At 52.5% G+C, this 22,329-nt stretch carries 23 protein-coding genes and 1 pseudogene; 3 read left to right on the top strand and 21 right to left on the bottom strand.

What is annotated here, in order from left to right; genetic code table 11:
* Nucleotides 1-47: 47 nt before the first annotated feature.
* From ACT3TF_RS11755 to ACT3TF_RS11745, 3 genes and pseudogenes are all read right to left on the bottom strand, one after another.
* A complete protein-coding gene (locus ACT3TF_RS11755) occupies nt 48-869 on the bottom strand; it encodes a hypothetical protein (RefSeq protein WP_444672256.1) in 822 nt (273 codons plus the stop codon).
* 9 nt (nt 870-878) lie between these two features.
* Complete coding sequence (locus tag ACT3TF_RS11750) at nt 879-2,171, bottom strand: nucleotide sugar dehydrogenase (RefSeq protein WP_096280075.1); 1,293 nt, start codon at nt 2,169-2,171, stop codon at nt 879-881.
* 116 nt (nt 2,172-2,287) lie between these two features.
* Nucleotides 2,288-2,395 (bottom strand): annotated as a pseudogene (locus tag ACT3TF_RS11745) (UTP--glucose-1-phosphate uridylyltransferase); the annotation flags it as partial.
* A gap of 151 nt (nt 2,396-2,546) precedes the next feature.
* Here ACT3TF_RS11745 and ubiG point away from each other — a divergent pair.
* Together ubiG and ACT3TF_RS11735 are read left to right on the top strand one after the other, a co-directional pair.
* Complete coding sequence (gene ubiG, locus ACT3TF_RS11740) at nt 2,547-3,290, top strand: bifunctional 2-polyprenyl-6-hydroxyphenol methylase/3-demethylubiquinol 3-O-methyltransferase UbiG (protein ID WP_444672255.1); 744 nt, start codon at nt 2,547-2,549, stop codon at nt 3,288-3,290.
* A complete protein-coding gene (locus tag ACT3TF_RS11735; RefSeq protein WP_096280080.1) occupies nt 3,291-3,959 on the top strand; it encodes an HAD-IA family hydrolase in 669 nt (222 codons plus the stop codon).
* A gap of 25 nt (nt 3,960-3,984) precedes the next feature.
* On the opposite strand, the gene ACT3TF_RS11730 is transcribed toward ACT3TF_RS11735, so the two are convergent.
* From ACT3TF_RS11730 to ACT3TF_RS11670, 13 genes are all read right to left on the bottom strand, one after another.
* Nucleotides 3,985-4,746, bottom strand: coding sequence for a YciK family oxidoreductase (locus ACT3TF_RS11730; RefSeq protein WP_096280082.1), 762 nt, complete (start codon nt 4,744-4,746; stop codon nt 3,985-3,987).
* Between the two features lie 24 nt (nt 4,747-4,770).
* On the bottom strand, nt 4,771-5,565 hold the full coding sequence (ybgF, locus tag ACT3TF_RS11725; protein WP_096280084.1) for a tol-pal system protein YbgF: 795 nt from the start codon (nt 5,563-5,565) through the stop codon (nt 4,771-4,773).
* 63 nt (nt 5,566-5,628) lie between these two features.
* A complete protein-coding gene (gene pal, locus ACT3TF_RS11720) occupies nt 5,629-6,174 on the bottom strand; it encodes a peptidoglycan-associated lipoprotein Pal (protein ID WP_096280086.1) in 546 nt (181 codons plus the stop codon).
* A gap of 61 nt (nt 6,175-6,235) precedes the next feature.
* Nucleotides 6,236-7,525, bottom strand: coding sequence for a Tol-Pal system beta propeller repeat protein TolB (gene tolB, locus ACT3TF_RS11715; RefSeq protein WP_096280088.1), 1,290 nt, complete (start codon nt 7,523-7,525; stop codon nt 6,236-6,238).
* On the bottom strand, nt 7,525-8,769 hold the full coding sequence (tolA, locus tag ACT3TF_RS11710; protein ID WP_444672279.1) for a cell envelope integrity protein TolA: 1,245 nt from the start codon (nt 8,767-8,769) through the stop codon (nt 7,525-7,527). The genes tolB and tolA overlap by 1 nt, the downstream gene beginning before the upstream one ends.
* Nucleotides 8,762-9,196, bottom strand: a complete 435-nt coding sequence (gene tolR, locus ACT3TF_RS11705) for a protein TolR (protein ID WP_096280092.1) — start codon at nt 9,194-9,196, stop codon at nt 8,762-8,764. The genes tolA and tolR overlap by 8 nt, the downstream gene beginning before the upstream one ends.
* 11 nt (nt 9,197-9,207) lie before the next feature.
* Nucleotides 9,208-9,903: a protein TolQ gene (gene tolQ / locus ACT3TF_RS11700; protein WP_096280094.1), complete on the bottom strand. Its 696-nt coding sequence runs from the start codon at nt 9,901-9,903 to the stop codon at nt 9,208-9,210.
* Nucleotides 9,904-9,961: 58 nt separating this feature from the next.
* On the bottom strand, nt 9,962-10,375 hold the full coding sequence (gene ybgC / locus ACT3TF_RS11695; protein WP_255249100.1) for a tol-pal system-associated acyl-CoA thioesterase: 414 nt from the start codon (nt 10,373-10,375) through the stop codon (nt 9,962-9,964).
* Nucleotides 10,372-11,409 carry a Holliday junction branch migration DNA helicase RuvB gene (ruvB, locus tag ACT3TF_RS11690; RefSeq protein WP_096280096.1) on the bottom strand — a complete coding sequence of 346 codons (1,038 nt, stop codon included), beginning with the start codon at nt 11,407-11,409 and terminating at the stop codon, nt 10,372-10,374. The genes ybgC and ruvB overlap by 4 nt, the downstream gene beginning before the upstream one ends.
* A gap of 81 nt (nt 11,410-11,490) precedes the next feature.
* Nucleotides 11,491-12,099, bottom strand: a complete 609-nt coding sequence (gene ruvA / locus ACT3TF_RS11685; RefSeq protein ID WP_096280098.1) for a Holliday junction branch migration protein RuvA — start codon at nt 12,097-12,099, stop codon at nt 11,491-11,493.
* A gap of 103 nt (nt 12,100-12,202) precedes the next feature.
* The gene (gene ruvC / locus ACT3TF_RS11680; RefSeq protein ID WP_096280101.1) at nt 12,203-12,751 is read right to left on the bottom strand and encodes a crossover junction endodeoxyribonuclease RuvC; all 549 of its coding nucleotides are present in this window, start codon (nt 12,749-12,751) and stop codon (nt 12,203-12,205) included.
* 95 nt (nt 12,752-12,846) lie between these two features.
* Nucleotides 12,847-14,628 (bottom strand): aspartate--tRNA ligase, encoded by a 1,782-nt coding sequence (gene aspS, locus ACT3TF_RS11675; RefSeq protein WP_096280103.1) that lies wholly within the window; start codon nt 14,626-14,628, stop codon nt 12,847-12,849.
* Between the two features lie 66 nt (nt 14,629-14,694).
* Nucleotides 14,695-14,994 carry an FmdB family zinc ribbon protein gene (locus ACT3TF_RS11670; protein WP_096280105.1) on the bottom strand — a complete coding sequence of 100 codons (300 nt, stop codon included), beginning with the start codon at nt 14,992-14,994 and terminating at the stop codon, nt 14,695-14,697.
* A 218-nt stretch (nt 14,995-15,212) separates the two neighbouring features.
* Here ACT3TF_RS11670 and ACT3TF_RS11665 point away from each other — a divergent pair, with 218 nt between their 5' ends.
* Nucleotides 15,213-16,154 carry a D-2-hydroxyacid dehydrogenase gene (locus ACT3TF_RS11665; RefSeq protein WP_096280107.1) on the top strand — a complete coding sequence of 314 codons (942 nt, stop codon included), beginning with the start codon at nt 15,213-15,215 and terminating at the stop codon, nt 16,152-16,154.
* A 131-nt stretch (nt 16,155-16,285) separates the two neighbouring features.
* On the opposite strand, the gene ACT3TF_RS11660 is transcribed toward ACT3TF_RS11665, so the two are convergent.
* From ACT3TF_RS11660 to nei, 5 genes are all read right to left on the bottom strand, one after another.
* Nucleotides 16,286-17,185: a YihY/virulence factor BrkB family protein gene (locus ACT3TF_RS11660; RefSeq protein WP_096280109.1), complete on the bottom strand. Its 900-nt coding sequence runs from the start codon at nt 17,183-17,185 to the stop codon at nt 16,286-16,288.
* Between the two features lie 141 nt (nt 17,186-17,326).
* Complete coding sequence (locus ACT3TF_RS11655) at nt 17,327-18,244, bottom strand: LysR substrate-binding domain-containing protein (RefSeq protein WP_096280111.1); 918 nt, start codon at nt 18,242-18,244, stop codon at nt 17,327-17,329.
* Between the two features lie 63 nt (nt 18,245-18,307).
* Nucleotides 18,308-19,726 carry a cardiolipin synthase gene (gene cls, locus ACT3TF_RS11650; RefSeq protein WP_444672254.1) on the bottom strand — a complete coding sequence of 473 codons (1,419 nt, stop codon included), beginning with the start codon at nt 19,724-19,726 and terminating at the stop codon, nt 18,308-18,310.
* A gap of 81 nt (nt 19,727-19,807) precedes the next feature.
* Complete coding sequence (locus ACT3TF_RS11645) at nt 19,808-21,313, bottom strand: fumarate hydratase (RefSeq protein WP_096280115.1); 1,506 nt, start codon at nt 21,311-21,313, stop codon at nt 19,808-19,810.
* 192 nt (nt 21,314-21,505) lie between these two features.
* Nucleotides 21,506-22,327, bottom strand: a complete 822-nt coding sequence (gene nei, locus ACT3TF_RS11640) for an endonuclease VIII (RefSeq protein ID WP_444672253.1) — start codon at nt 22,325-22,327, stop codon at nt 21,506-21,508.
* Between the last annotated feature and the right edge of the window lie 2 nt (nt 22,328-22,329).

Genomic DNA, 22,329 nt, shown 5'->3' with positions numbered 1-22,329 from the left:
TTAATGCATTAGCAAATCACGGGTGTCGACGTCAGAACATTCTTTCTTTAACGCAACATTTCTAACTGAGCACTGAAGGCGAGCTGCGCTTGACGCACCTGGCGCAGATCGCTTTCAAGTGTACCTAAGCGCTGGCTCCACTGTTGCTCTAATGCCTGCAAAGCTTCTTGGTTAACCGGGTCTTCACTATCAGCGATCGCTGCTTCAAACGAGTCGAATCGCGTTGCGAACTCGTCTCTTTGCGCTGCCAACTGCCCTTCCCAAGAGCGGCTAGCGCTGTCGATCTGGCTATCCTGTTCTTCAAGCCGCTGGTCAGTGAGTTGCTCTAAATGGGCAACTTCTTCAACCAAACTTTGTCGACCCGATACACCCGTCTGCTCTAGTGTATTAAGCGATTCACGAATCGCCATCAGCTGACTATCGCGAAGCGCCGCCCGCTCTTGAAACTGCTTTATCTGCTGTGCGAGAGCATTAATCGAATCACTTGAAACCATATCATCACTATTAGTGAGCAGGCCGTACAGCTCTTCGCGAGTATCAATAAGCGAAACAGATAGCTGCTCTTGCTCTTGGAACAGCGTCGACATTTGCGCCTGCACAAAGGTAATCGTGTCTTGCACATCACCGTCGCCTGAATCAAGCCGGGCATGAACATTGGACACCTCTCCGCTGACCACGCGCAGTTCATCTAACAATCGTTCACGCTCATACCAAAGTCCAGCCGCTGCTGCGATCAAGACTCCCATGATCAAAAATATGAATAGCCACAGCGGCCAGAGCGCCGGCCCTTTTCGATGGCGTATAGGTTGCGTCGTCAAGCTTTGATCCACGTCGGGTACAATACGAGAGGAGGCGCTAGCGTCTGGCATGACATTTCCTCAAAGAGTCTTCGGGTCGGCACGGCGGCCTATTCCCCGGTACATTATTCCACAGCTGGCAACGAACTCAGGATCATAAATATTACGTCCGTCTAGTACTAGCTTAGCGTCTAATAACGACGCTAGCCGATGCCAGTCAGGATTCCAATACGTTTTCCATTCTGTGACTAGCATCAACACGTCGGCCCCTTCACACGCCTGATAGGGGTCATGGGTAAACGTACGCAGGTCATCGCGCTCACCCACAAAAGCCCGAAGCGCTGGGACGGCGGCGGGGTCATGCAACTGAACCGTCACGCCCTGGGCCCATAATGCCTCAAGCAGCGTCAGCACCGGGGCATGATCGATACGTGCGGTACCAGGCTTAAAGGCAGCGCCCCAAATCGCGACTGTTTTGCCCGCAAGCTCGCCACCAAAGTGCGACCATAGTTTACGAAACAGCGTCTCTTTTTTCTGCTCGTTGATGTCCATTACCTGCTCAAGCAGGGCTGAGTAGCGGCCGCTCTGCAACTGAACATCGGCTAAGCGCATCAAGTCACGCGAGAAGCTAGGGCCACCAAAACCACAGCCTGGATACAGATATTCAAAACCGATGCGAGAATCGGCACCCATCCCTTGGCGAACATGCTCAACATCAACGCCTAGCGTATCCGCCAAACCGGCTATTTCATTCATGTAACTAATGCGCGTCGCCAGCATGCCATTAATGGCTAGCTTCGTTAACTCGGCGGCACGGCGCGGCATGCACTGAAATACTTCGCTGCGCCGATTAAACGCGCGTAAAAGCTCTCTTGCCACTTGCTCGCCGGTGGCATCATCACAACCCAGCAGCCACCTCGTCGGGCGAGTAAATGAATCCCAAGCACGGCCTTCTTCTAAGGTGTCAGGAAGGGCTACGCTGGTGTGCTGAGCGCCCATCAGCGTATGCAGGCGCTCGGTTTCCCCTACCGGAAAGGTCGAATTATTGACCAGTACAATACCATGCTGATCGGCTAACAGCGGATCTTCAAGCAGCGTGCTGGCAGCGCCGCGTTGAGCAGGTGATAACGCTAACCAGATAACGTCAGGGATAGCGGCTTCTGACAGCTGCTCAATGACTTGAAGCGTGCCCTCCGCTAAGCCCTGCTCAAGGTGCGCCCTCAACTGAGGTTCGCTCCGTAGCCAGTCGACCTGTGAAAGAGCAGACCAGGGCGCGTCCGCGTGTGGCAGCCACTGCACTTGATGGCCTACCCAAGCTAACGCGGCAGCGGCGGTCGCGGCACTTAATTCGCTTCCATAAAGTAGCACCCGCATGCATTACTCTCCTAGGTGGTAACGCGACAGCAGCGTTTGAAAAGCTTTTCCAAGCTCAAGATGACGACGAGCATAAGCGAGCGTAGCAAATACGTAGCATGGCTAACAGCTCATGGAATCACAGGTCTATCAACAATCGTAATCATCTCCTTGGGAATAGCCTTCGATGCGTGCAAGCAGCGAGCGCCAAATCCAGCCACGGGGAGCACGGCCTTGCGAATCATAGAGAGGTCCTTTTCATGCGTTCCGACACAGGAGTGGTTAGAATGTCCATAATACTGAAGGCGCGGGTGGATGCCACCTCGCATTAGACGATAACGATTGGGCAGCGTGTAATTATTTCACCAGCTGTGCAATAACAACGGAAGCCACACTATGCAAGCGACACCACAGGATAGCACTGCTGACCACTATCAAGGCAACGTCGATGCAGCGGAAGTCGCTAAATTTGAGGCACTTGCGAGCCGCTGGTGGGACCAACAGGGCGAATTTAAACCGCTGCACGAGATAAATCCGCTGCGCTTGGATTTTATTGATGCCCGCGCTGGTCTAGCCGGGAAAAAAGTCCTTGATGTAGGCTGCGGCGGCGGCATTTTAAGCGAGTCTATGGCACATCGCGGGGCTAAGGTGACAGGCATTGACTTGGGTGAAGCCCCCCTAGCGGTCGCCCGCCTGCATGCGCAAGAGCGTGGCGTTGAAGTCGATTATCAGCACATTAGCGTAGAGGCCATGGCGGCCAAGCAGCCCGGCTTTTATGATGCGGTTACCTGCATGGAAATGCTTGAGCATGTGCCCGACCCCGCATCGGTGATCAGAGCCTGCAGTGCCCTTGTAAGACCGGGCGGCTATGTATTTTTCTCGACGCTAAATCGAACCGCAAAATCCTATGCGTTTGCCATTTTAGGGGCGGAATATGTACTCAAACTGCTGCCCCGCGGCACCCATAGCTATGCAAAATTTATTCGCCCGTCAGAAATGGCCGCTTGGTCGCGCAACAGCGGCTTAGAAGTGCGTGAACAAACAGGACTTACCTACAATCCTTTAACACGCTGCTATCGCTTGGCTAGCCACGATGTCTCGGTCAACTACATGATGTACTGCCGCAAGGTGAGCAGTTAAATGACGAAGCAAGCACCGCAAGCGATTCTCTTTGACCTAGACGGCACCCTCGTCGATACCGCACCGGATTTGGCGAATGCCACCAACGTGTTGCGCAGCCATCATGGCTTAGCGCCACTCCCGTTTGAGGTAATACGCCGTGAGGTATCTAACGGCGGTAATGCGCTGGTGACGCTGGCGCTTGGGCTCGATATTGATTCGTCACAACATATACAGGCACGAGAGTTTTTACTGGATGCGTACGAACAGGCCGTCGCTGTTCATAGCCGAGTTTTTTCGCCTTTGGACGTTTGGCTGAATGATTGGCATCGCAATGGGCAACCGTGGGGAATTGTGACCAATAAACCGCGCCGATATACCCTGCCACTGCTCGAAAAGCTGAATTTACAGCCAGGGGCGCTGCTATGCGCGGATGACTTGAGTGTCAAAAAACCGGCACCTGAACCACTATGGGAAGCTGCCAAGCGCTTGAACGTTAAGCCGGAGCAGTGCTGGTATGTTGGCGATCATGTTCGCGATATAGAAGCCGCCGTAGCAGCCGGAATGACGGCGGTAGCGGTGGGCTATGGCTATATTAGCAAAGAGGACAACTATAAGGACTGGCCTGCAGACATCTGGTTTGAAGAATGCGAAGCGCTCGTCGATGCCCTAAGCGAATTTAAACGCTAAGCGCCGTCAGGCATCGAGACATTTATTATATGCGCGGCGGCTGAGCATCTAGCTTCTGGCCGCTGACTCCCGTGCTGTCAGGCCCCATTAACCATAAGTAGGTCGGCATAATGGCTTCGGGTGAGCGCAGCGCAGCCGGGTCTTCACCTGGGAAGGCAGAACGGCGCATTTGAGTGCGCGTAGCACCTGGATTCAGCGAGTTAATGCGGATATTGGGTTGGCTCTGTAATTCATCGGCCAGTACGTCGACAAACCCTTCAGTGGCAAACTTAGAGACAGAATAAGCGCCCCAATAGGCACGGCCTTTGCGACCAACACTGGAAGAGGTAAAGATTACCGAGGCATCATCAGACTCTTGCAATAACGGCAGCAGCGCCTGGGTCATCCAAATTGGGCCATTGATATTGACCTGCATGACTTGCTGCCACAGCTCGGGATCGTACTGATCAAACGGTGTGATACGGCCTAACAGCCCTGCGTTGTGCAAGAGGCCATCCAAACGGCCGAACTCTTTGTCCAGCGTTTTGGCCATATCATGAAAATCTTTAAGCGTGGCACCTTCAAAGTTCAGCGGAAAAATGGCTGGCTGAGGCCCACCTGCCGCTTCGATTTCATCATAAACGCGCTCTAGCTTAGCAATAGTGCGTCCTAGCAAAATAACGGTCGCCCCATGCTGGGCATAGCTCAATGCGGCTGCGCGGCCAATTCCATCGCCTGCACCGGTTACCAACACAATGCGATTTTCCAATAGGCTGGGCGCTGGTTGATAGTCGATCTTGCAGCTCATGCTGATTCCTTCAAGCAAACGTTGTTAACTGGCTGATTGGCGTAAAAAGTCGTTCGCAAGACCTGCGGCGCTGCTTTGTGGGTAGTCGTCACGCACTTGCTCAAGCAACTCTCGACTACCTTCTGCTTCACCTTGACGCGCCTTGACCAGACCCAGCTTATAAAGAGCATCAGGCACTTTACTGCTGCCGCTATAATCATTGATAACGCGGCTAAAGGACTGGTCGGCCTCCCCTAGCTCGCCTTCTGCGGCGTAAAGTTCACCCAACCAATAATGACCGTTAGCCGTTAAGCTAGTATCTGGGTGATCAGTAACAAAGGCTTCAAACGCTGCAATGGCTTCTGAAAAACGCCGGGCTTGCACGTGTGCAAAGGCTGCCTGGTAATCAGCTTGCGCGTCTTCACTTACATTTTTAGTAGAAGGCGCATTCACGACTTGCTCAGCGGCTTCAGGCTCTACGGCCGGTGTGGACTGCTCAATCTGAGTAGGGCCACTGCTCATCAACCGGTCTTCAATATCCAGGTACTGCTGCTGAGATTGACGACGCAACTGCTCTAGCTGGTGGCGTAATTCTTCTATTTGCCCCCGCAGTTGTTGAAGTTCTTGCTGATGTTCCTGCACCTGATTAAACAACACCAGATTGCCGCCAGACGATTCTTCACGCTGCGCCTGCTGATAAAAGCCATTGCTGGGAGCATTGGAAAGGTCTTGGACAAGCGGCTGTTGTGCTACGGCAATTAACGGCAATACGGACAGCGGGAGCACTAAGGCTCCCGCACCGCACAGCCTCCCAAAGTAACGTTTGAGACTGTGATTCATAACAACTCCATCGATGAAAAACGGCGTGCCATAAGCACGCCGAAATCAACCGTAGTTAAATACTTAGTAGTTAAATACAACGCGACGGTTTTGTGAAGAGGCGCTTTCGCCTTCACCACTCACTGCCGGACGTTCTTCGCCATAGCTAACAACGCTCATTTGCGAATTGGAAACACCTTGGATGTTTAAGAAACGCTTTACCGCTCCCGCACGACGCTCGCCTAGCGCCATGTTGTATTCGCGAGTACCGCGCTCGTCCGTATGCCCGTGGAGAACCACTTGTGCATTCGGGTTGGCACGTAGGTAACGCGCATGGGCCATCACTACAGATTCATATTCGCTTTTGATCGTGTCACGGTCAAAATCGAAATAAATGGTGCGCACTTCCGGAATGCGCGAATCAGCTTGCTGACCAGAACCTGAGCCTGAACCAGTAGATGAACCGTACTGGCTACCTGTGCCTGTACCGGAAGTGTTAGAACCTGTAGTGCTGCCGTCCTGGCTACCGTACGAGTCACCATCTTGGGTTCCGCCGGTGCTGGAACAGCCAGCGATTACCACGATAGATAGCACTGCTGCTAATGAGCGAGCCAACGGTTTAAGTTGCATAATCAGACTCCTTGCCTGAAAACTAAAATTTTCGATTTTCGATGTTAGTTAATTAAGTCGATCAATTTAAGAAGGGTGACCAAGCTGGATCACGTACATCACCTTGTGCTGATGGCAGTCTAAATGAAGAGCGTCCATCGGCAGAAACAGCACTTAGCACCCCACTATTACCCTCTTGGGTAGCGAAGATTACCATGGTCCCGTTCGGCGCAACACTAGGAGATTCATCTCTTGTTGATTCACTCAATACGACTAAGCGATCGCCGCTTAAATCTTGCCGTGCCACTTGATACCCGCGACTAGAACGATGTATCAAGAATATCTGCTCGCCGTCAGGAGAATAGCGACCGCGAGCGTTGTAGTTGCCGGTAAATGTCAGGCGTTTAGCCTCACCACCGCCCATCGAATACTGATAAAGCTGTGGGCCACTGCTGCGATCAGAGGTAAACAGCAGACTCTGGCCGTCTGGCGCCCAAGCTGGCTCAGTATCAATACTATTATTATTGGTGATGCGCTCTACTGAACTGCTGCCGACATCCATAATATAAATTTCGGGCTGGCCATCTTTAGACAATGACATCGCAATACGACGACCATCTGGCGACCACGCAGGTGCACCGTTAATGCCGTCAAATGACGTTGCCTGAACGCGCTGACCGGTTGCTACATCTTGAATATAGATGGCAGGGCGCTCTGTTTCAAAAGATACGTAGGCAAGCTTACTACCGTCGGGTGACCATGATGGTGACATAATCGGCTCATCAGAGGTCAATACCTGCTCGCTGCGACGCCCATCGGCATCGGCAACGTACAAACCAAACTGCATATTATCGCCAATACCTTGGGCAGTCACATAAGCAATTTTGGTTGAGAACGCACCACGGATGCCGGTGATTTCTTCAAAGATTTGATCACTAATATAGTGAGCAGCACCGCGAAGATCATTACCTCTTACGGTGACTGTCTCACCGATCATCCTACGCTGACCGCTAATGTCCATGAGCTCAAACTGCAGCTCAAAGCCACCATCGGTTGGTTGCGCGCTGCCGACGACCAAGTAGCGCACATCAAGAGAATGCCATGTGCCGAACTGAACATCGTCAGACTGGCTGGGCGTCTCAAACATAGCGCTACGTGCTAGCGGGGCAAAATAGCCACTGCGTTCAAGATCATCCTGCACAATCTGTGCGACATCTTCGGGCATGCCGTCTGAACCTGCGAACGGCACCACGCCAATGGGTAGCGCCTGATCGCTACCTCGAGTAATTTCAATCGTCAAGTTGTCGGCACTCACTGCACTACTGACGAACAGCAGCACACAGAACAACCACACTTTGCTCAAGCTTTGCATCAGCGAACATCTCCCGGAGTAAATCGCAGATTAAACTGACGTAAATTACGCTGCTGATCGGCTGGTAAATCTCTCAATTCACCAAACGGTGCAGCATGTTCCACGGCCTGCATGACAGACCTGTCAAAAGCACTATCGCCGCTTGATGTCACAATCGACGTTGCTAACAGTTCACCCGATGGACCAAGACGTACCTGTAGCGTAGCACTCATCGAATCACTTGCACCGGCCGGAATCAACCAGGCCTGCTCAACCGCACGACGAACGATATTGATAAAGCTATTGGCCGCCTGCGCAGCCTGCTGTGCATTGGCAGCTGCTTCGGCTTCACCGGCTAGCTGGCGCTGCATGGCGGCCTCCGCTGCTTCCGCGGCCTGACGTTGACGCTCCGCTTCTGCTTCAGCTTCACGACGCTGCTGCTCTTGTGCCTCACGCTGACGCTGGGCTTCGGCTTCCCGCTCGCGTTCGGCCTCTTGCTCCTCACGCTGGCGCGCCTCTTCAGCTTCACGTTTTTGTGCGGCTTCGGCCTCATCTTCTTTACGCTGCTGCTCTGCCGCTTCGCGTTGACGCTCGGCTTCGGCGGCCTCTTCTTCTTCGCGCTGCTGTTCCGCGGCTTCCTGCTCGCGCTCGGCTTCGGCGGCTGCTTCCTCCTCACGCTTTTGCTCCGCCGCCTCCTGCTGGCGTCGGGCATCTTCTACTTCACGCTGACGTTCTGCGGCGGCTTCTGCTTCAGCTTGATGCTCCGCTGTCTCTGCTGCCTGCTGCTCAGCTTGCTCGGACGCTTCTGCCGCACGGCGCTGAGCTTCGGCTTCTGCCGCCTCGCGCGCTTCTTCTAATGCCTGAGCCTCAGCTTGAGAAGCGCGTTGAGCCGCTTCTGCTGCTGCTTGCTCGGCCGCCTCTGCAGCGGCTTGTTCAGCAGCCTGCTGCTCCGCGGCGGCTTGCTGCTCGCTTGCAGAAGGCTCATCGGGAGCATCAGGCTCTGTAGGCGCGTCAGCTGGCGCACTCATGGCCGCCTGCTGATCCGTTGCCTGCTGCGCTTGATCGGTAAATGTCTCCGTACTCACTAACGTCGCCTGAACAATCGAAGAGCTATCAGGCTCTGCCGTTCGGCTGGGCAAGCTAACCAAGCTAAACAGCACAATGGCAGCGTGCACGCCTATCGCCAAAACGGTGGGCCATTTATAGCCAACATCTTGGGGGTCGTGAGAAGACTTTCCTGCCATATACGCTTTGCCCTTACCCATCTTGCGGCGGCTCAGAAAGCAGCCCAACGTTGGCAACCCCCGCACCTTGGAGGGTACTCATAAGCACAACAATTTGGCCATAGGCCACATTGCGGTCGCCACGCACCATCACCGGTGTTCCAGGACGCCGTTGCAAAATAGCCACCACGCGCTGGGACATTTCATCGAGCGTTACTGAGGTGGAGTCCTCGCCGAGAGTGATGAAGTAACCACCGTCACTGTCAACCGAAATAATGATCGGATCATTTTCCTGCTCATCAATCGGCTGAGACGAAACCTGAGGCAGCTCAACTTGCACGCCCTGAGTCAACATAGGCGCAGTGATCATGAAAATCACCAGCAGTACCAGCATAACGTCGATAAAGGGGACGACGTTAATCTCCCCCATCGGCTTGCTTTTACCGCTACGATTAAATGGTCCTTGCATAGCCGTCTCCCTTAACTTGCGCTCGGTTTGCTGTCACGACCCTGCAGATTACGGTGCAAGATAGCGTGAAACTCTTCCGCAAAATCTTCATATTTGCCGAGCAACCGAGAAGCGTCATTAGAGAGACGGTTATAGAAAATAACCGCTGGAATAGCGGCAAACAGGCCCATCGCCGTTGCAATCAGCGCTTCCGCAATCCATGGCGCAACCGTTGACAAGGTTGCCTGCTGGGTCAACGACAGTGCCTGAAATGACCCCATGATACCCCAGACCGTCCCGAACAGACCGATATAAGGGCTTGCAGAAGCAACAGTGGCTAGAAAGACCAAGTGCTGCGTTAAGCGATCCTCTTCCCGTGACCACGCCACGCGCATACTACGCTGTACACCCTCTAACACGGTGCTAGCGTCACTCGTTTTAGGCATTAGCCGGTTGAATTCACGAAACCCAGCTTGGAAAACGTGTTCAGCCCCGTGTCGAGGGTCATCAACTGGAATCTCTCGATAGAGCTCATTCAAGTCGACACCGGACCAAAAAGACTCTTCAAATTGGTTGTATTCTTGCTTGGCACGGCGCAGCGCTATGCTGCGCTGAAAAATCACCACCCAAGAGAGGATTGACGCCACCACAAGTAGCAGCATTACCAGCTGTACGACGGTACTGGCATTCATTATCAGGTGGGGAATGGACATGGTGTTATCGTTCACAGGTGCCCTCATCAATCTATTAGGGTCGGTATTTCCGACGCAGTGAATGGCCTCTTGGTTAAGAGGCCTGTATCAAAATCTTAAGCGCGGGTGGCCAAGCTTTTGGCCGTAAACGCTCTTTACTCAAGCATGCTATCTCGACTGTGGCAGTGCATAGGAGTTCCTCAGCGCGCCAAACTTGCTGCTCGAAGGTCATCCGACAGCGCCCGACGTTAGTTACCCGTGCACTAATTTCCAACGCATCGTCCAAACAGGCAGGCTTTGCATAATCACAGGCCAAGCGGTATACCACTAGCTGTGTACCTTCGTCTAGCAGCGTTTGCTGATTAAGGCCTAGTTCGCGTAACCATTCACTGCGCGCACGCTCCATAAACTTCAGATAATTAACGTAGTAAACAATGCCGCCTGCATCCGTATCTTCCATATAAACACGTAGCGGCAGGCGATAACTAGCGGCGGTAGAGACACTCACGGGCGTCGCTCCCCTTCCATGTCGGACGCCTGTTCGTGAGGAACGCGCTCAAAGTGTAGCCAAGCCTGACGTGTGACGACGCGCCCACGAGGTGTACGCATGATTAAACCTTGCTGAATAAGATAAGGCTCAATCACATCTTCTATGGTGTCTCGCTCCTCGCTAATCGCTGCGGCTAATGAATCAATACCCACCGGGCCGCCATCGAATTTATCGATCATAGCCAGTAAGAGCCGCCGGTCCATATGATCTAGCCCATGATGATCTACATTGAGCATATTGAGTGCTGCGTCTGCGATTGCTACATCAACCACACCGTTGCCCTTCATTTCGGCGTAATCGCGCACACGGCGCAATAGGCGATTCGCTATACGAGGCGTTCCTCGTGAACGACGCGCCACTTCAATAGCTCCTTCGTGGCTGGTTTCTACGCCGAGTAGGCGCGCTGAGCGCGAAACAATTTCGGTAAGCTCTTCCAGATTGTAAAATTCAAGACGCTGAACAATGCCAAACCGATCGCGCAGTGGTGAGGTTAATAATCCTGCACGGGTGGTGGCGCCGACCAACGTGAAACGAGGAAGGTCTAGCTTTATGGAACGCGCAGCGGGGCCTTCACCAATCATGATATCCAGCTGAAAATCTTCCATGGCGGGATATAAGACTTCTTCGACGACGGGAGAAAGGCGGTGAATTTCATCGATAAAAAGCACGTCGCCAGGCTCTAGATTGGTCAGCATAGCGGCTAAGTCGCCGGCACGCTCAAGCACTGGCCCGGAGGTAGACTTCATGCCCACCCCCATCTCAGCGGCGATAATATGAGCCAGCGTGGTTTTACCTAACCCCGGCGGCCCGAACACCAGAGTATGATCTAGGCTCTCTTCACGTAACCGAGCGGCGCCAATGAAGATTTCCAGCTGTTCGCGAACGCGGGGCTGGCCAATATACTCATCCAGCCGCTTGGGGCGAATTGCGTAATCAATGCGCACCTCACCGTGCTCAGGCTCAGCGGCGATCAGCCGATCGTGTTCTAACATAAGTGCTCTTTTTTCAAGTGCATTTTTTAAGTGCGTTTTTTAATCGTAAATTCAACAACGGTCTATGCTCAACCTTTACGGCTAGCCATTCATACGTTGCGTCAGCGCGGCTTTAATAAGCGCCTCCGTCGACTGATTAGAGTCTATGTCCGCCAACATTTTTGATGCTTCGGTGAGTTTATACCCCAAACTTACCAATGCGGCCTCCGCATCGGCGAGGTTGTCTCGTGCAGAGCCCCGGCCATTGGTAGCCTCAAGAGGCAGTAATGCATTGCTACCATCTTCCCACTCTGGAAAGCGATCGCGCATTTCGATGATCAGCCGCTCGGCGGTTTTTTTCCCCACGCCTGGCAGCTTGGTTAGCGCCTTACTGTCATCGTCTCGGACACAGCGCATAAAGGCATCTTCGTCCATGCCCGACAAAATCGCTAACGCCAGCTTAGGCCCCACGCCGTTGACCTTTATCAGTGCTCGAAACAGAGCACGCTCATGCTCTCTTCCAAAACCGTATAGCAGGTGAGCGTCGTCACGAATGGTTAGATGTGTGAATAACGAAACGCTTTCCCCGACTGCAGGTAATGCTACCAACGTGTTCATTGACGTTTCTAGCTCGTAACCTACGCCATGAACGTCGATCACGATCCAAGGCGGTTGCTTTGCCAGTAACTGGCCACTCAGACGTCCAATCATAAAGTCGCTCGCGCTCAGGTGAAAACGATAGAGTAAAAACAGCCGTTTACTATAAAGTGACTATGTACAGATGACCAGTAGTAAGACTTTACATATTGTCGATTTAAAGACGCCAGCGCCCTGCAGAGCGGCTGCGACCCCGCGTCACCGTGCCAGTAAGCCCCGTTGCGCTGTAGGCATGGGTTAACGCAATGGCAAGCGCATCGGCGGCATCTGCTTGCGGAGTGGCCGAGAGCTGCAAAATAGCCGTCACCATATGTTGCACTTGAGCTTTATCCGCACCACCCTGGCCCGTCACCGACTGTTTGATTTGTCGTGCGGCATACTCGGCAAGACTTAACCCGTGATTTGCCATACAGACTAATGCGGCTCCTCTTGCTTGGCCCAGTTTAAGTGCTGAATCCGGATTTTTAGCCATAAAAACACGCTCAATAGCTACTTGAGAAGGCTTGTGCAAACCGACGACTTCGCTGAGTCCTGCATAAATTTGTGCCAAGCGTTGCTCTAAAGCGCCGTCAGCGGTGCGGATACAGCCGCTCGCTACGTAGCAAGGCTTGACGCCAATCACATCAATAACGCCGTAACCCGTCACGCGGGAGCCAGGATCAATGCCCAGTATGCGTATGGGTACAGCAGGCTTTCTCTCATCCATAACACCGTTACTCGAGTGGATTAGGCCTAACTATCAGAGCAGCATACAAAAACACCGACGCCGTAGCGTCGGTGCTGGTCAACGGTACAGGCGCTTTATTCTGCGACTGTTTCCGCCTTAACTTTTTGACGTAGGCGGATGTGAAGGTCTTTTAGCTGCTCTGGGCTGACTTCACCCGGCGCATTGGTCATTAAGCAGGCCGCGCTTTGGGTTTTCGGGAAAGCAATCACTTCACGAATAGTCTTAGCACCGACCATCAGCATCACCAAACGGTCCAGACCGAACGCTAAGCCACCATGCGGGGGCGCGCCGTATTGAAGCGCATCCAGCAAGAAGCCGAATTTCTCCTGGGCCTCTTCCTCACCAATGCCAAGAATATCAAATACGGTGCTCTGCATGGCTTGGTCATGAATACGAATAGAGCCGCCACCGAGCTCGGTACCATTAAGCACCATGTCATAAGCCCGCGAAAGCGCTTTAGCTGGATCAGCCTTGAGCTCCTCAGGTGTGCACGAAGGTGCCGTAAACGGATGGTGTAGCGGACTTAAACGACCGCTGTCATCGGCCTCAAACATGGGGAAGTCGACAACCCAAAGCGGCGCCCATTCCTGGGTGTAAAGCTCCAGGTCAGCGCCCAGCTTGACACGCAGCGCTCCAATGGCTTCGTTGACGATACGCGCTTTATCTGCACCGAAGAAAATAATATCGCCATCTTCTGCGCCTACGCGATCAAGCAGCTCTTCAACGATATTTTCCATAAACTTGACGATCGGTGACTGCAGACCCTCAAGCCCTTTAGCGCGCTCGTTGACCTTAATCCATGCCAAGCCCTTAGCACCGTAAATGCCAACAAACTTGGTGTACTCATCAATCTCTTTACGCGAGAGCTTAGCACCGCCGGGCACTTTGAGCGCCGCTACGCGGCCATCATCGGCACTGGCCGGACCAGAAAAGACTTTAAAATCGACCTGCTGCATTAGGTCATCAACGTCAGTCAGTTCAAGCGGGATGCGCAAGTCTGGCTTATCAGAGCCAAAGCGATCCATCGCTTCCTGCCACGTCATCCGCGGGAACTCAGGAAGCTCAGCGCTTAACACTTCTTGGAACAGCTGGCGAATCATGGTTTCAGTAATCCCCATGATATCGTTCTCATCTACAAACGATGCCTCAATATCAATCTGGGTAAATTCAGGCTGACGATCGGCACGTAAATCTTCATCACGGAAACATTTGGCAATTTGATAGTAGCGATCAAAGCCGGCCACCATCAAAAGTTGCTTAAACAGCTGAGGCGACTGCGGCAACGCAAAGAAGCTACCGGCATGCGTACGGCTAGGCACTAGATAGTCACGCGCCCCTTCTGGTGTGGCGCGTGTCAGCACAGGGGTTTCGATATCTAAAAACCCCTGACCTTCAAGGTAGGCACGAACGTTGTGAGAAATACGTGAACGCAGACGCAGTTTTTCAATCATGTCAGGGCGACGCAGATCGATATAGCGATACTTTAAACGCACTTCTTCGCCCACTTTCCCATGCTCATCAAGCATGAAAGGCGGCGTAATTGCCGCGTTGAGCACTTCAACATCTTTTGCTAACACTTCAATCATGCCCGTCGGCATGTTGGCATTTTGGGTGCCTTCTGGACGCAACCGCACACGGCCTGTAATGCGCAGGACGTACTCGCTGCGAGCGCGGTCCGCATGAGCGAACGCATCGGCGGTATCGGGGTCGACCACGATCTGAGCGATACCATCGCGGTCGCGCATGTCGAGGAAAATTACTCCACCGTGGTCACGGCGGCGATGAACCCATCCGCATACCGTAACCGTTTGATCCACCAAAGTTTCATTCAGCTGGCCGCAATAATGGCTGCGCATGTCAAATCCTGTTCTGTTACGTGGCAATTAATGTGTCGCGGGTCGTCCCAACCCTGGCAGCCTCGGCTATGCCGCGGCGCCCTTGTCTGTAGGAGTAGCGCTCTTAGAGGTAGCACTGGTATCACTGGTTTTGCCAGCATCTGTCGATGCCGTTTTGCCATCAGCGACTAAATTCTTTTTGCTACCCGTTTTAAAATCAGTTTCATACCAACCGCCGCCGGCCAAGCGAAACCCTGCAGCGGATACCAAGCGAGCCAAACCATCGCTATGACACGCTGGACAATCCTTTAAAGGATCAGCACTAATCTTCTGCAGTTTTTCCATACGATGGCCGCAGGCCTTGCACTCATATTCATAGATGGGCATGTTGATGACTCCTTATAAAGCTCAACGCTGACAGGTTCAGTTCTGACAGACGTGTTTCTGACAGAAAAATAGCAAAAATAAACGCTGCCGGGCTGCCAATATGTGGCCAGTCGGGATAAATTCCAAGGCTGCGGTTGATCAAGCGCCGCCATTATACCCTTTTGTGACCCCTGCCAAGCAAGGTTATGCAGACCAAGGCAGTTTATGGAGATAAGAAAATGCCCCACGCAGTGATATTGGATGCTAAGAGCTTAGGCCCCCAGATTGACTTAGCCGCCATTCGTGAGTCGGTTTCTCACCTTGAGGTGTTTGAGCAAAGTTCGACACAACAGGCGGCTGAACGCCTTGCTGACGCAGATATTGCGATTGTAAATAAGGTCGTTCTAGACGCAAAAACGTTGCAACAGCTGCCCAAACTGCGGTTGATATGTGTACTAGCAACGGGGCTTAATAATATTGACCTTGAGACGGCTAAAGCTAATAACATTGAGGTCAAAAACGTAGCGGCTTACGGCACTGCCAGCGTTTCGCAGCACACTTTAATGCTCATGCTCTCACTAGCCAATCGCCTCCCCCTTTATCAGCGCGACGTGGCCGCAGGTAAGTGGCAGCGCAGCGATTTTTTCTGCCTGCAGGACTATCCTACGCTACAGCTTTCAGGCAAACATTTAGTCATGGTTGGGCAAGGAGAGCTGGGCTCTGAAGTTGCTCGTTTAGCGGAAGCGTTCGGAATGAACGTCTCTTTTACCGCCCGACCAGGCAATGAGACCAACGACAAACGCCCGTCCCTTGATGATCTGCTTGATGATGCTGACGTTATTAGTTTGCATTGCCCGCTTAGCGACGCTACTAAGCATTTGATTAATCGGGAGCGCCTGGCTAAGGCCAAACCATCGCTGCTACTGATTAACTGCGCCCGAGGCGGCATGATTGACGAGGTTGCTGCATTAGACGCGCTACGCAGCGGCAAACTAGGCGGACTGGCGGTTGACGTACTGCCGGCAGAACCCCCCAGAAACGGGCATCCACTGCTTGACGCGCTCGCCGAACCGCTCAATTTGATTGTCACTCCACACAATGCCTGGGTCACACCCGAAGCCAGACAGAACATTGTGAGTTTAACGGCAAACAATATTAGCGAATGGAAAACATCTCAGTGAAAAACACCTGAAAATCATTTACGAGGCTGAGATGCCTTAACGGCGCTAGGGGCGTGGCGATCATCCAGGGTGTCATTACAAAACCTGGATGAGCCACACTCCTGAGGTGAATGCGCTGTACTGCGGGCTATTTAAACGTACTCTTGTTTGATAAGCACCGCGCTATTTCTTGGCACCAGAGCTCGACCGCGGCGCAACAGCAAGGACCGAGTAAAGGCAGCACCAAACAGTAAAATCAATGAGCTGTAGTAAACCCAAAGTAAAATCATCACAACAGACCCTGCTGCGCCATAGGTTGAAGCGGTAGCGGTATGCGCTAAGTAAATAGCGATAACGCTACGACCTATAGTAAATAGTACCGCGGTGACAACAGCCCCCAAAAATACATCTTTCCACCGCAGCACGACATCGGGCAGTACTTTAAAAATAGTCGCAAATAGCAATGTCACCATGGCCACTGAAATAAGCGATTCTAAAGACGTCGTAAATAAACTGGCAAACGGCAGTAAGTTGTCTGTCGCTAGCAGCACTCCACGCAGCACGACTCCTAAAACTAATGACACCAGCAGGATAAACCCGATGGATAGGACAACCGTAAGCGATAGCAGACGGTTTTTAATAAACACGAAGGCGCTATTAGACGTTGGCTTTGCCGTCACTCCCCATATCGTGTTAAGCGAAAATTGCATTTGCGCGAATACGGTCGTGGCCCCCACGATCAGCGCGATGAACCCCAACACCGTCGGCAACAGCCCCGACTCTTCAATGCGCGACTGCGCGACCGCTTGTTCGATCGCCGTCGCGGCATCGGTTCCTAACGTACCCTGCAGCTGCGCGACTATTTGACCTTGGGCAGCTTCTTCGCCTAATACAACGCCGATTACCGTCACCGCAATGATAATAGTAGGTGCCAATGAGAACAGCGTATAAAAAGCGAGCGAGCCTGCATAGCTAAACGCATTTCGTTCTAGCCATAATGAAACGGCATCTTGCATTACATTCCACCAGAAGGTTGCCGTTTTTTTAATCATATTCACTTCCCATGTAATCGTTTAGACGCGTTTTGTAAGGCTTATCGGTATGCTACGTATATAGCATACCGAACCACAACGTTTAACGCAGTTTTCTGACACGTGACATGTCATCGTTGCTGCCATCCGTAACGGCCAAGCTCATGCTTGCAGAAAGTCCCGCGGTAGCTTCACCATCTGCCGCCATAAACGCTCTACACCAGGCTTGTGCACCATCGAGCAGCGATATAGGCGGATCTCAAGCGGTATATCCCAGTGTTGCTCACCGGCTCTGACCAAGCGCCCACTTTTCAACTCTTCGCGAATACAAAAATCAGGTATCCATGCCACGCCAGCACCCTGTAACACCATTCCTTTCAGGCCTTCGGCCATGGCGGTTTCATAAACGGTGCGTAACTTCATCCGTAGCGGATCATTTTTGAGCAGCATGCGTACCGTTCGGCCTAAAAATGCGGCTTGGGTATAGGAGAGATAGGGGATGGAGGCGTCATGCTGCAATGAAAATAGCGGCTTACCCTGCTCGTCTGGCAACGAAACGGGCAGCATATTGACCTTGCCGATTGAGAACGAGGGAAATACTTCGGCATCTAGCTGCATAGTGGCAAAAGGATCGTAATACGCGAGCATTAAATCGCAGTTACCCTCGCGCAATACGTGAATAGCCTCTCCTACGTTCATAGCCACTAAACGAGTGGGCAGCTCCCCCAGGCCTTTTTGTAACCGAGAAATCCACGGTGGATAAAAACTCAACGCTAAAGAGTGCGCCGCGACGATATCTAACGCTTCATTAGCAATAGACAAACCACGTAAATGGCTCAGCGATTCGTTCAGCTGTTCGACAAGGTTTCGCGCTGTGACTAAAAAAAGTTGGCCTTCGGGCGTTAACCCAACGGGCGTTGTGGAACGATCTACCAAAGTTACATCAACAGCTTGCTCTAGCGCGCGAATACGCCGACTAAAAGCCGGCTGTGTAACGTGTCGCTGGCGTGCTGAGGCCGAGAAGCTGCGTGTGCCGGCAAGCGCCACGAAATCCTCCAGCCATTTTGTTTCAAGATTCACCCATGACTCCTTGTTTTACTCGTCATCCACGCAGAGCTGCTTTTATTATCAGAGGTACCTGCATTATTGGACAGGAGCCGTTAAGTAAGCTGCCCGAGAAACTACTTTCATCCACATTGAACGCTGATTAATTTCATCCATTGTTACACGGCGGCACTGTTCAAAATCATTTTCTAGCATCACCGCGACGCTGGCAGCAAACTCTGGGCTAGGTATAAACGCGGTGATTTCAAAATTTAATCGAAACGAGCGATTATCTAAATTGATAGTGCCTACCGTGGCTGCTTCACCGTCTACAAGCATTACTTTTTGATGTAGAAATCCTGGAAGATAACGGTATATTTTAACACCCGCTCTTAACATGTCAGGCAGGAATGAAAATGCTGACAAGAATACTAATAAATGGTCTGGTCGCTCAGGAATCATCACGCGCACGTCTACACCGCGCATCGCCGCTAAGCGCAACGCATCCTGAACGCCTTGATCGGGTACAAAATAAGGACTAGTGACCCACAGGCGATGTTTCGCACTATGAATAACCTGCTGCACTAACAGGCTGGCAGTGTCCTGGCGGTCAGCGGGACCAGAAGGCACTATGACGACATGATGGTCGGTTGCTGTAGACGTATCGGCTATCCAGTTCAGGCTAATCACTTCGTCCGTTGCCCAGTGCCAGTCTTCCCAAAAGGCCTCCTGCAAGCCCAACACACTGGGCCCTTGCAGCTTTAAATGCGTGTCGCGCCAGGCACCGTGTCGCGGGTCCTCACCTAGGTATTCAATACCCACGTTTAAACCACCTACCCAACCCTCTTTCCCGTCAACTACCGTGACTTTACGGTGGTTACGGAAGTTGAGCTGAAATCGATGTTTAAACCCTCGCGATGACCGAAAGGCACTGACTGACGCGCCTTCACGCGTTAAATCGCCCAGATAGCCTTCGTTTAATTTGCGGCTACCCACTTCATCATAAAGAAAATAAACCCGTACGCCACGCTTAACCGCACGCTGCAGATGACTCAACAAACGCTGGCCCAGCGCGTCGTTGCGCACGATAAAAAACTGTATCAACACATAGTTTTCAGCGCGATCAATGCCGTCAAAAAGGCTCTCAAACGCGGCGTGACCGTTGACCAATAGCGTCGCTTGATTACCGCGCGTCAATGGCATCATGGCCAGCTGTTCAACGGCCTGGATATCGGCACTGCTTGAAGGCGCCACGTAGGGCTGCACATTGGCTCGATAACGAACTAATACCCGGCGCAGTACGGTGTCACGCTGGCCGCGAGCCGATACGTAGCCGTAGAACCGCGGTCGACCAAAAAACCAATAGGCTGGAAGTGCAACATACGGAAAAGTAAGCAGCGATATAATCCACGCTACCGCTCCTTGAGAGGTGCGGCTAGACATCAGCGCCATGATGGCCGACACGATGCCTAACAGATGTATCAATAAAATGCTGGTCCCTAATAACCAAGAGGCCATAGCTACGTCCTTATATAGGCAAGGGCCTCGCCACAAGCGAGGCCCTTTTCGTTTTAAAGCCTAATCAACCATACTTCTTTACTACGCAGACTGAGCAATAATTTCTTTCCACTTAGCCGGTCCTGTTTGATGCACCGATGTACCCTGGCTATCCACAGCAACGGTCACAGGCATATCTTCAACTTCAAATTCGTAAATAGCCTCCATGCCCAGATCTTCGAAACCAACTACCCGCGATTTTTTAATCGCCTGTGCGACGAGATAAGCCGAACCGCCAACGGCCATCAGATAAACCGCTTCGTTGTCGCGGATGGCATCAATGGCTGTTTGACCACGCTCTGCCTTACCGACCATGCCGAGCAAGCCTGTTTCTTCCAGCATTGTACGAGTAAATTTATCCATCCGTGTTGCCGTGGTGGGTCCTGCTGGTCCAACCACCTCGTCGCCAATCGGATCAACCGGCCCGACGTAGTAGATAAACCGCCCTTTCATATCCACTGGCAAGGGCTCACCTTTTGCCAACATATCTATCATGCGCTTATGAGCGGCGTCTCGGCCAGTCAACAGCTTTCCGTTTAACAATAGCGTATCGCCCGGCTGCCACGTTTTGACGTCGGCTGGGGTGACGGTGTCAAGATTAACACGCTTGACGTTCTCGCCTGCTTCACGAGTAATTTCTGGCCAATCTTCCAGCTTCGGCGCTTCAAGCACCGCAGGGCCTGAACCGTCCAGAGTAAAGTGAGCGTGGCGAGTAGCCGCACAGTTAGGAATAATCGCGACCGGCTTGTTAGCGGCGTGAGTTGGGTAGTCTCTCACTTTAATATCCAAGACCGTGGTTAAACCACCTAAACCCTGCGCGCCAATACCACTCTTATTGACCTTATCAAACAACTCTAGGCGCAGCTCCTCAGCACGATTACTCGGCCCACGGGCCTGTAAATCTTGTATATCGATAGGATCAAGCAACGCTTCTTTAGCAATTAGCATGGCTTTTTCAGCAGTACCGCCAATACCAATGCCCAGCATACCGGGCGGGCACCAGCCGGCGCCCATCTTCGGCAGCTGCTCCATAACCCAGTCCACCACGCTATCTGAAGGATTCAGCATGGCAAACTTGGATTTTGCCTCACTGCCACCACCCTTCGCGGCCACATGAATATCGACGCTGTCACCAGGCACAATCGAATGATGAATAATGGCCGGGGTGTTGTCTTTGGTGTTGGCCCGCTTACCGTCTGGATCAGCCAGTACCGAGGCGCGCAGGATATTATCCGGCAACAGGTAAGCACGACGAACACCTTCGTTGATCATGTCGTCCAAGCTCATGTCCGCCTCCCACGTTACGTTCATACCCACATGAACGAACACGGTGACAATACCGGTATCCTGACAAATAGGACGGTGGCCTGTGGCGCACATGCGTGAATTAATCAGAATTTGCGCAATGGCATCTTTCGCAGCGGGGTTCTCTTCACGCTCATAGGCGGCAGCCATGGCGTCAATAAAATCTTTAGGATGATAGTAAGAGATGTACTGCAGAGCATCGGCAACGCTTTGAATAACGTCGTCCTGGCGAATCACGGTCATGGACTAACAGCTCCTAGGTTATCGTCTAGTCAGCGGCTTTCTTTCGCAACTGCGAAAGTGCCGTCTTAGCGTGGGCCAAGTATACCGTATTGCCCCTCACGCGGCAGCATCCCTAGCGATACCAGTGACAACGTAGTTCAGTTTGTAAAAAGAGATTCAAACATTCAAGATAACGGTATAAACCCTAAAAAACTAACTCGACTGGCAGCGCGGGCATAGATACAGCCGTCTTGAACCCACCATGATTCGCTGGATGACCTCGCCACAACGGTGACATTGCAGCCCGGCACGATCAAATACTGCAAAGCGCCACTGACTGCGTGACTCACCGGCGACCTTAGCCTGCTTAATCCAAGCATCACAATTGGTGATGCCTGCCGTTTGGTACGTTTGAAGCGTGGTTTCAATAATGCACTTCGCCAACATCTGCTGCTGCCCTGGCGACAAATCTATCGGACGCGTTTTCGGAGAAAGCTGCGCAAAAAACAAAATTTCCGAGCGCAGATAGTTGCCCAACCCTGCCACCAACCCCTGATCAAGCAACAGCGCCCCTAAGCTACGTTTGTGGAACTGCTTAAGATTTAGACGTTGCTGGACGTCGCCAGCCGTGACTTCCTGGCTGAGCAAATCAGGCCCCAGCCGAGATAAAAACGGATGCTGCGCGAGATTATCCTCGTGCCAAAGGGAAATATCAGAGGCACTGTAAAGGCTTGCGCTACGCCCTTGCGCCGTCAATCTAACGCGCAGCGTGCGCTTTGTGTCAGGCGGTTGATCGGCATCATGCTGCTTCCAAACACCGTACAGCTGGTTGTGCGAATACAGCACGCGCCGATCACTAAACCGGATCAACATCGCCTTGCCCCACGTATCAACCCGCGTAACACGCGCACCAACAAGAGACGCGGCCTGCTCAGCAAGCTCTGGGAAAGCAAACCAAGCAGCGTCTATCTCACGCTCGCCTATCTGCTGCTGTACACGGTCTGCCGCACGGCGAATTTCGGGCCCTTCCGGCATAC

The organism is Halomonas sp. AOP25-F1-15 (assembly GCF_052378675.1).
Taxonomy (GTDB): domain Bacteria; phylum Pseudomonadota; class Gammaproteobacteria; order Pseudomonadales; family Halomonadaceae; genus Vreelandella; species Vreelandella casei.
The sequence above is the reverse complement of the archived record's forward strand: the minus strand, read 5'-3'. Positions and strand labels throughout refer to the sequence as shown.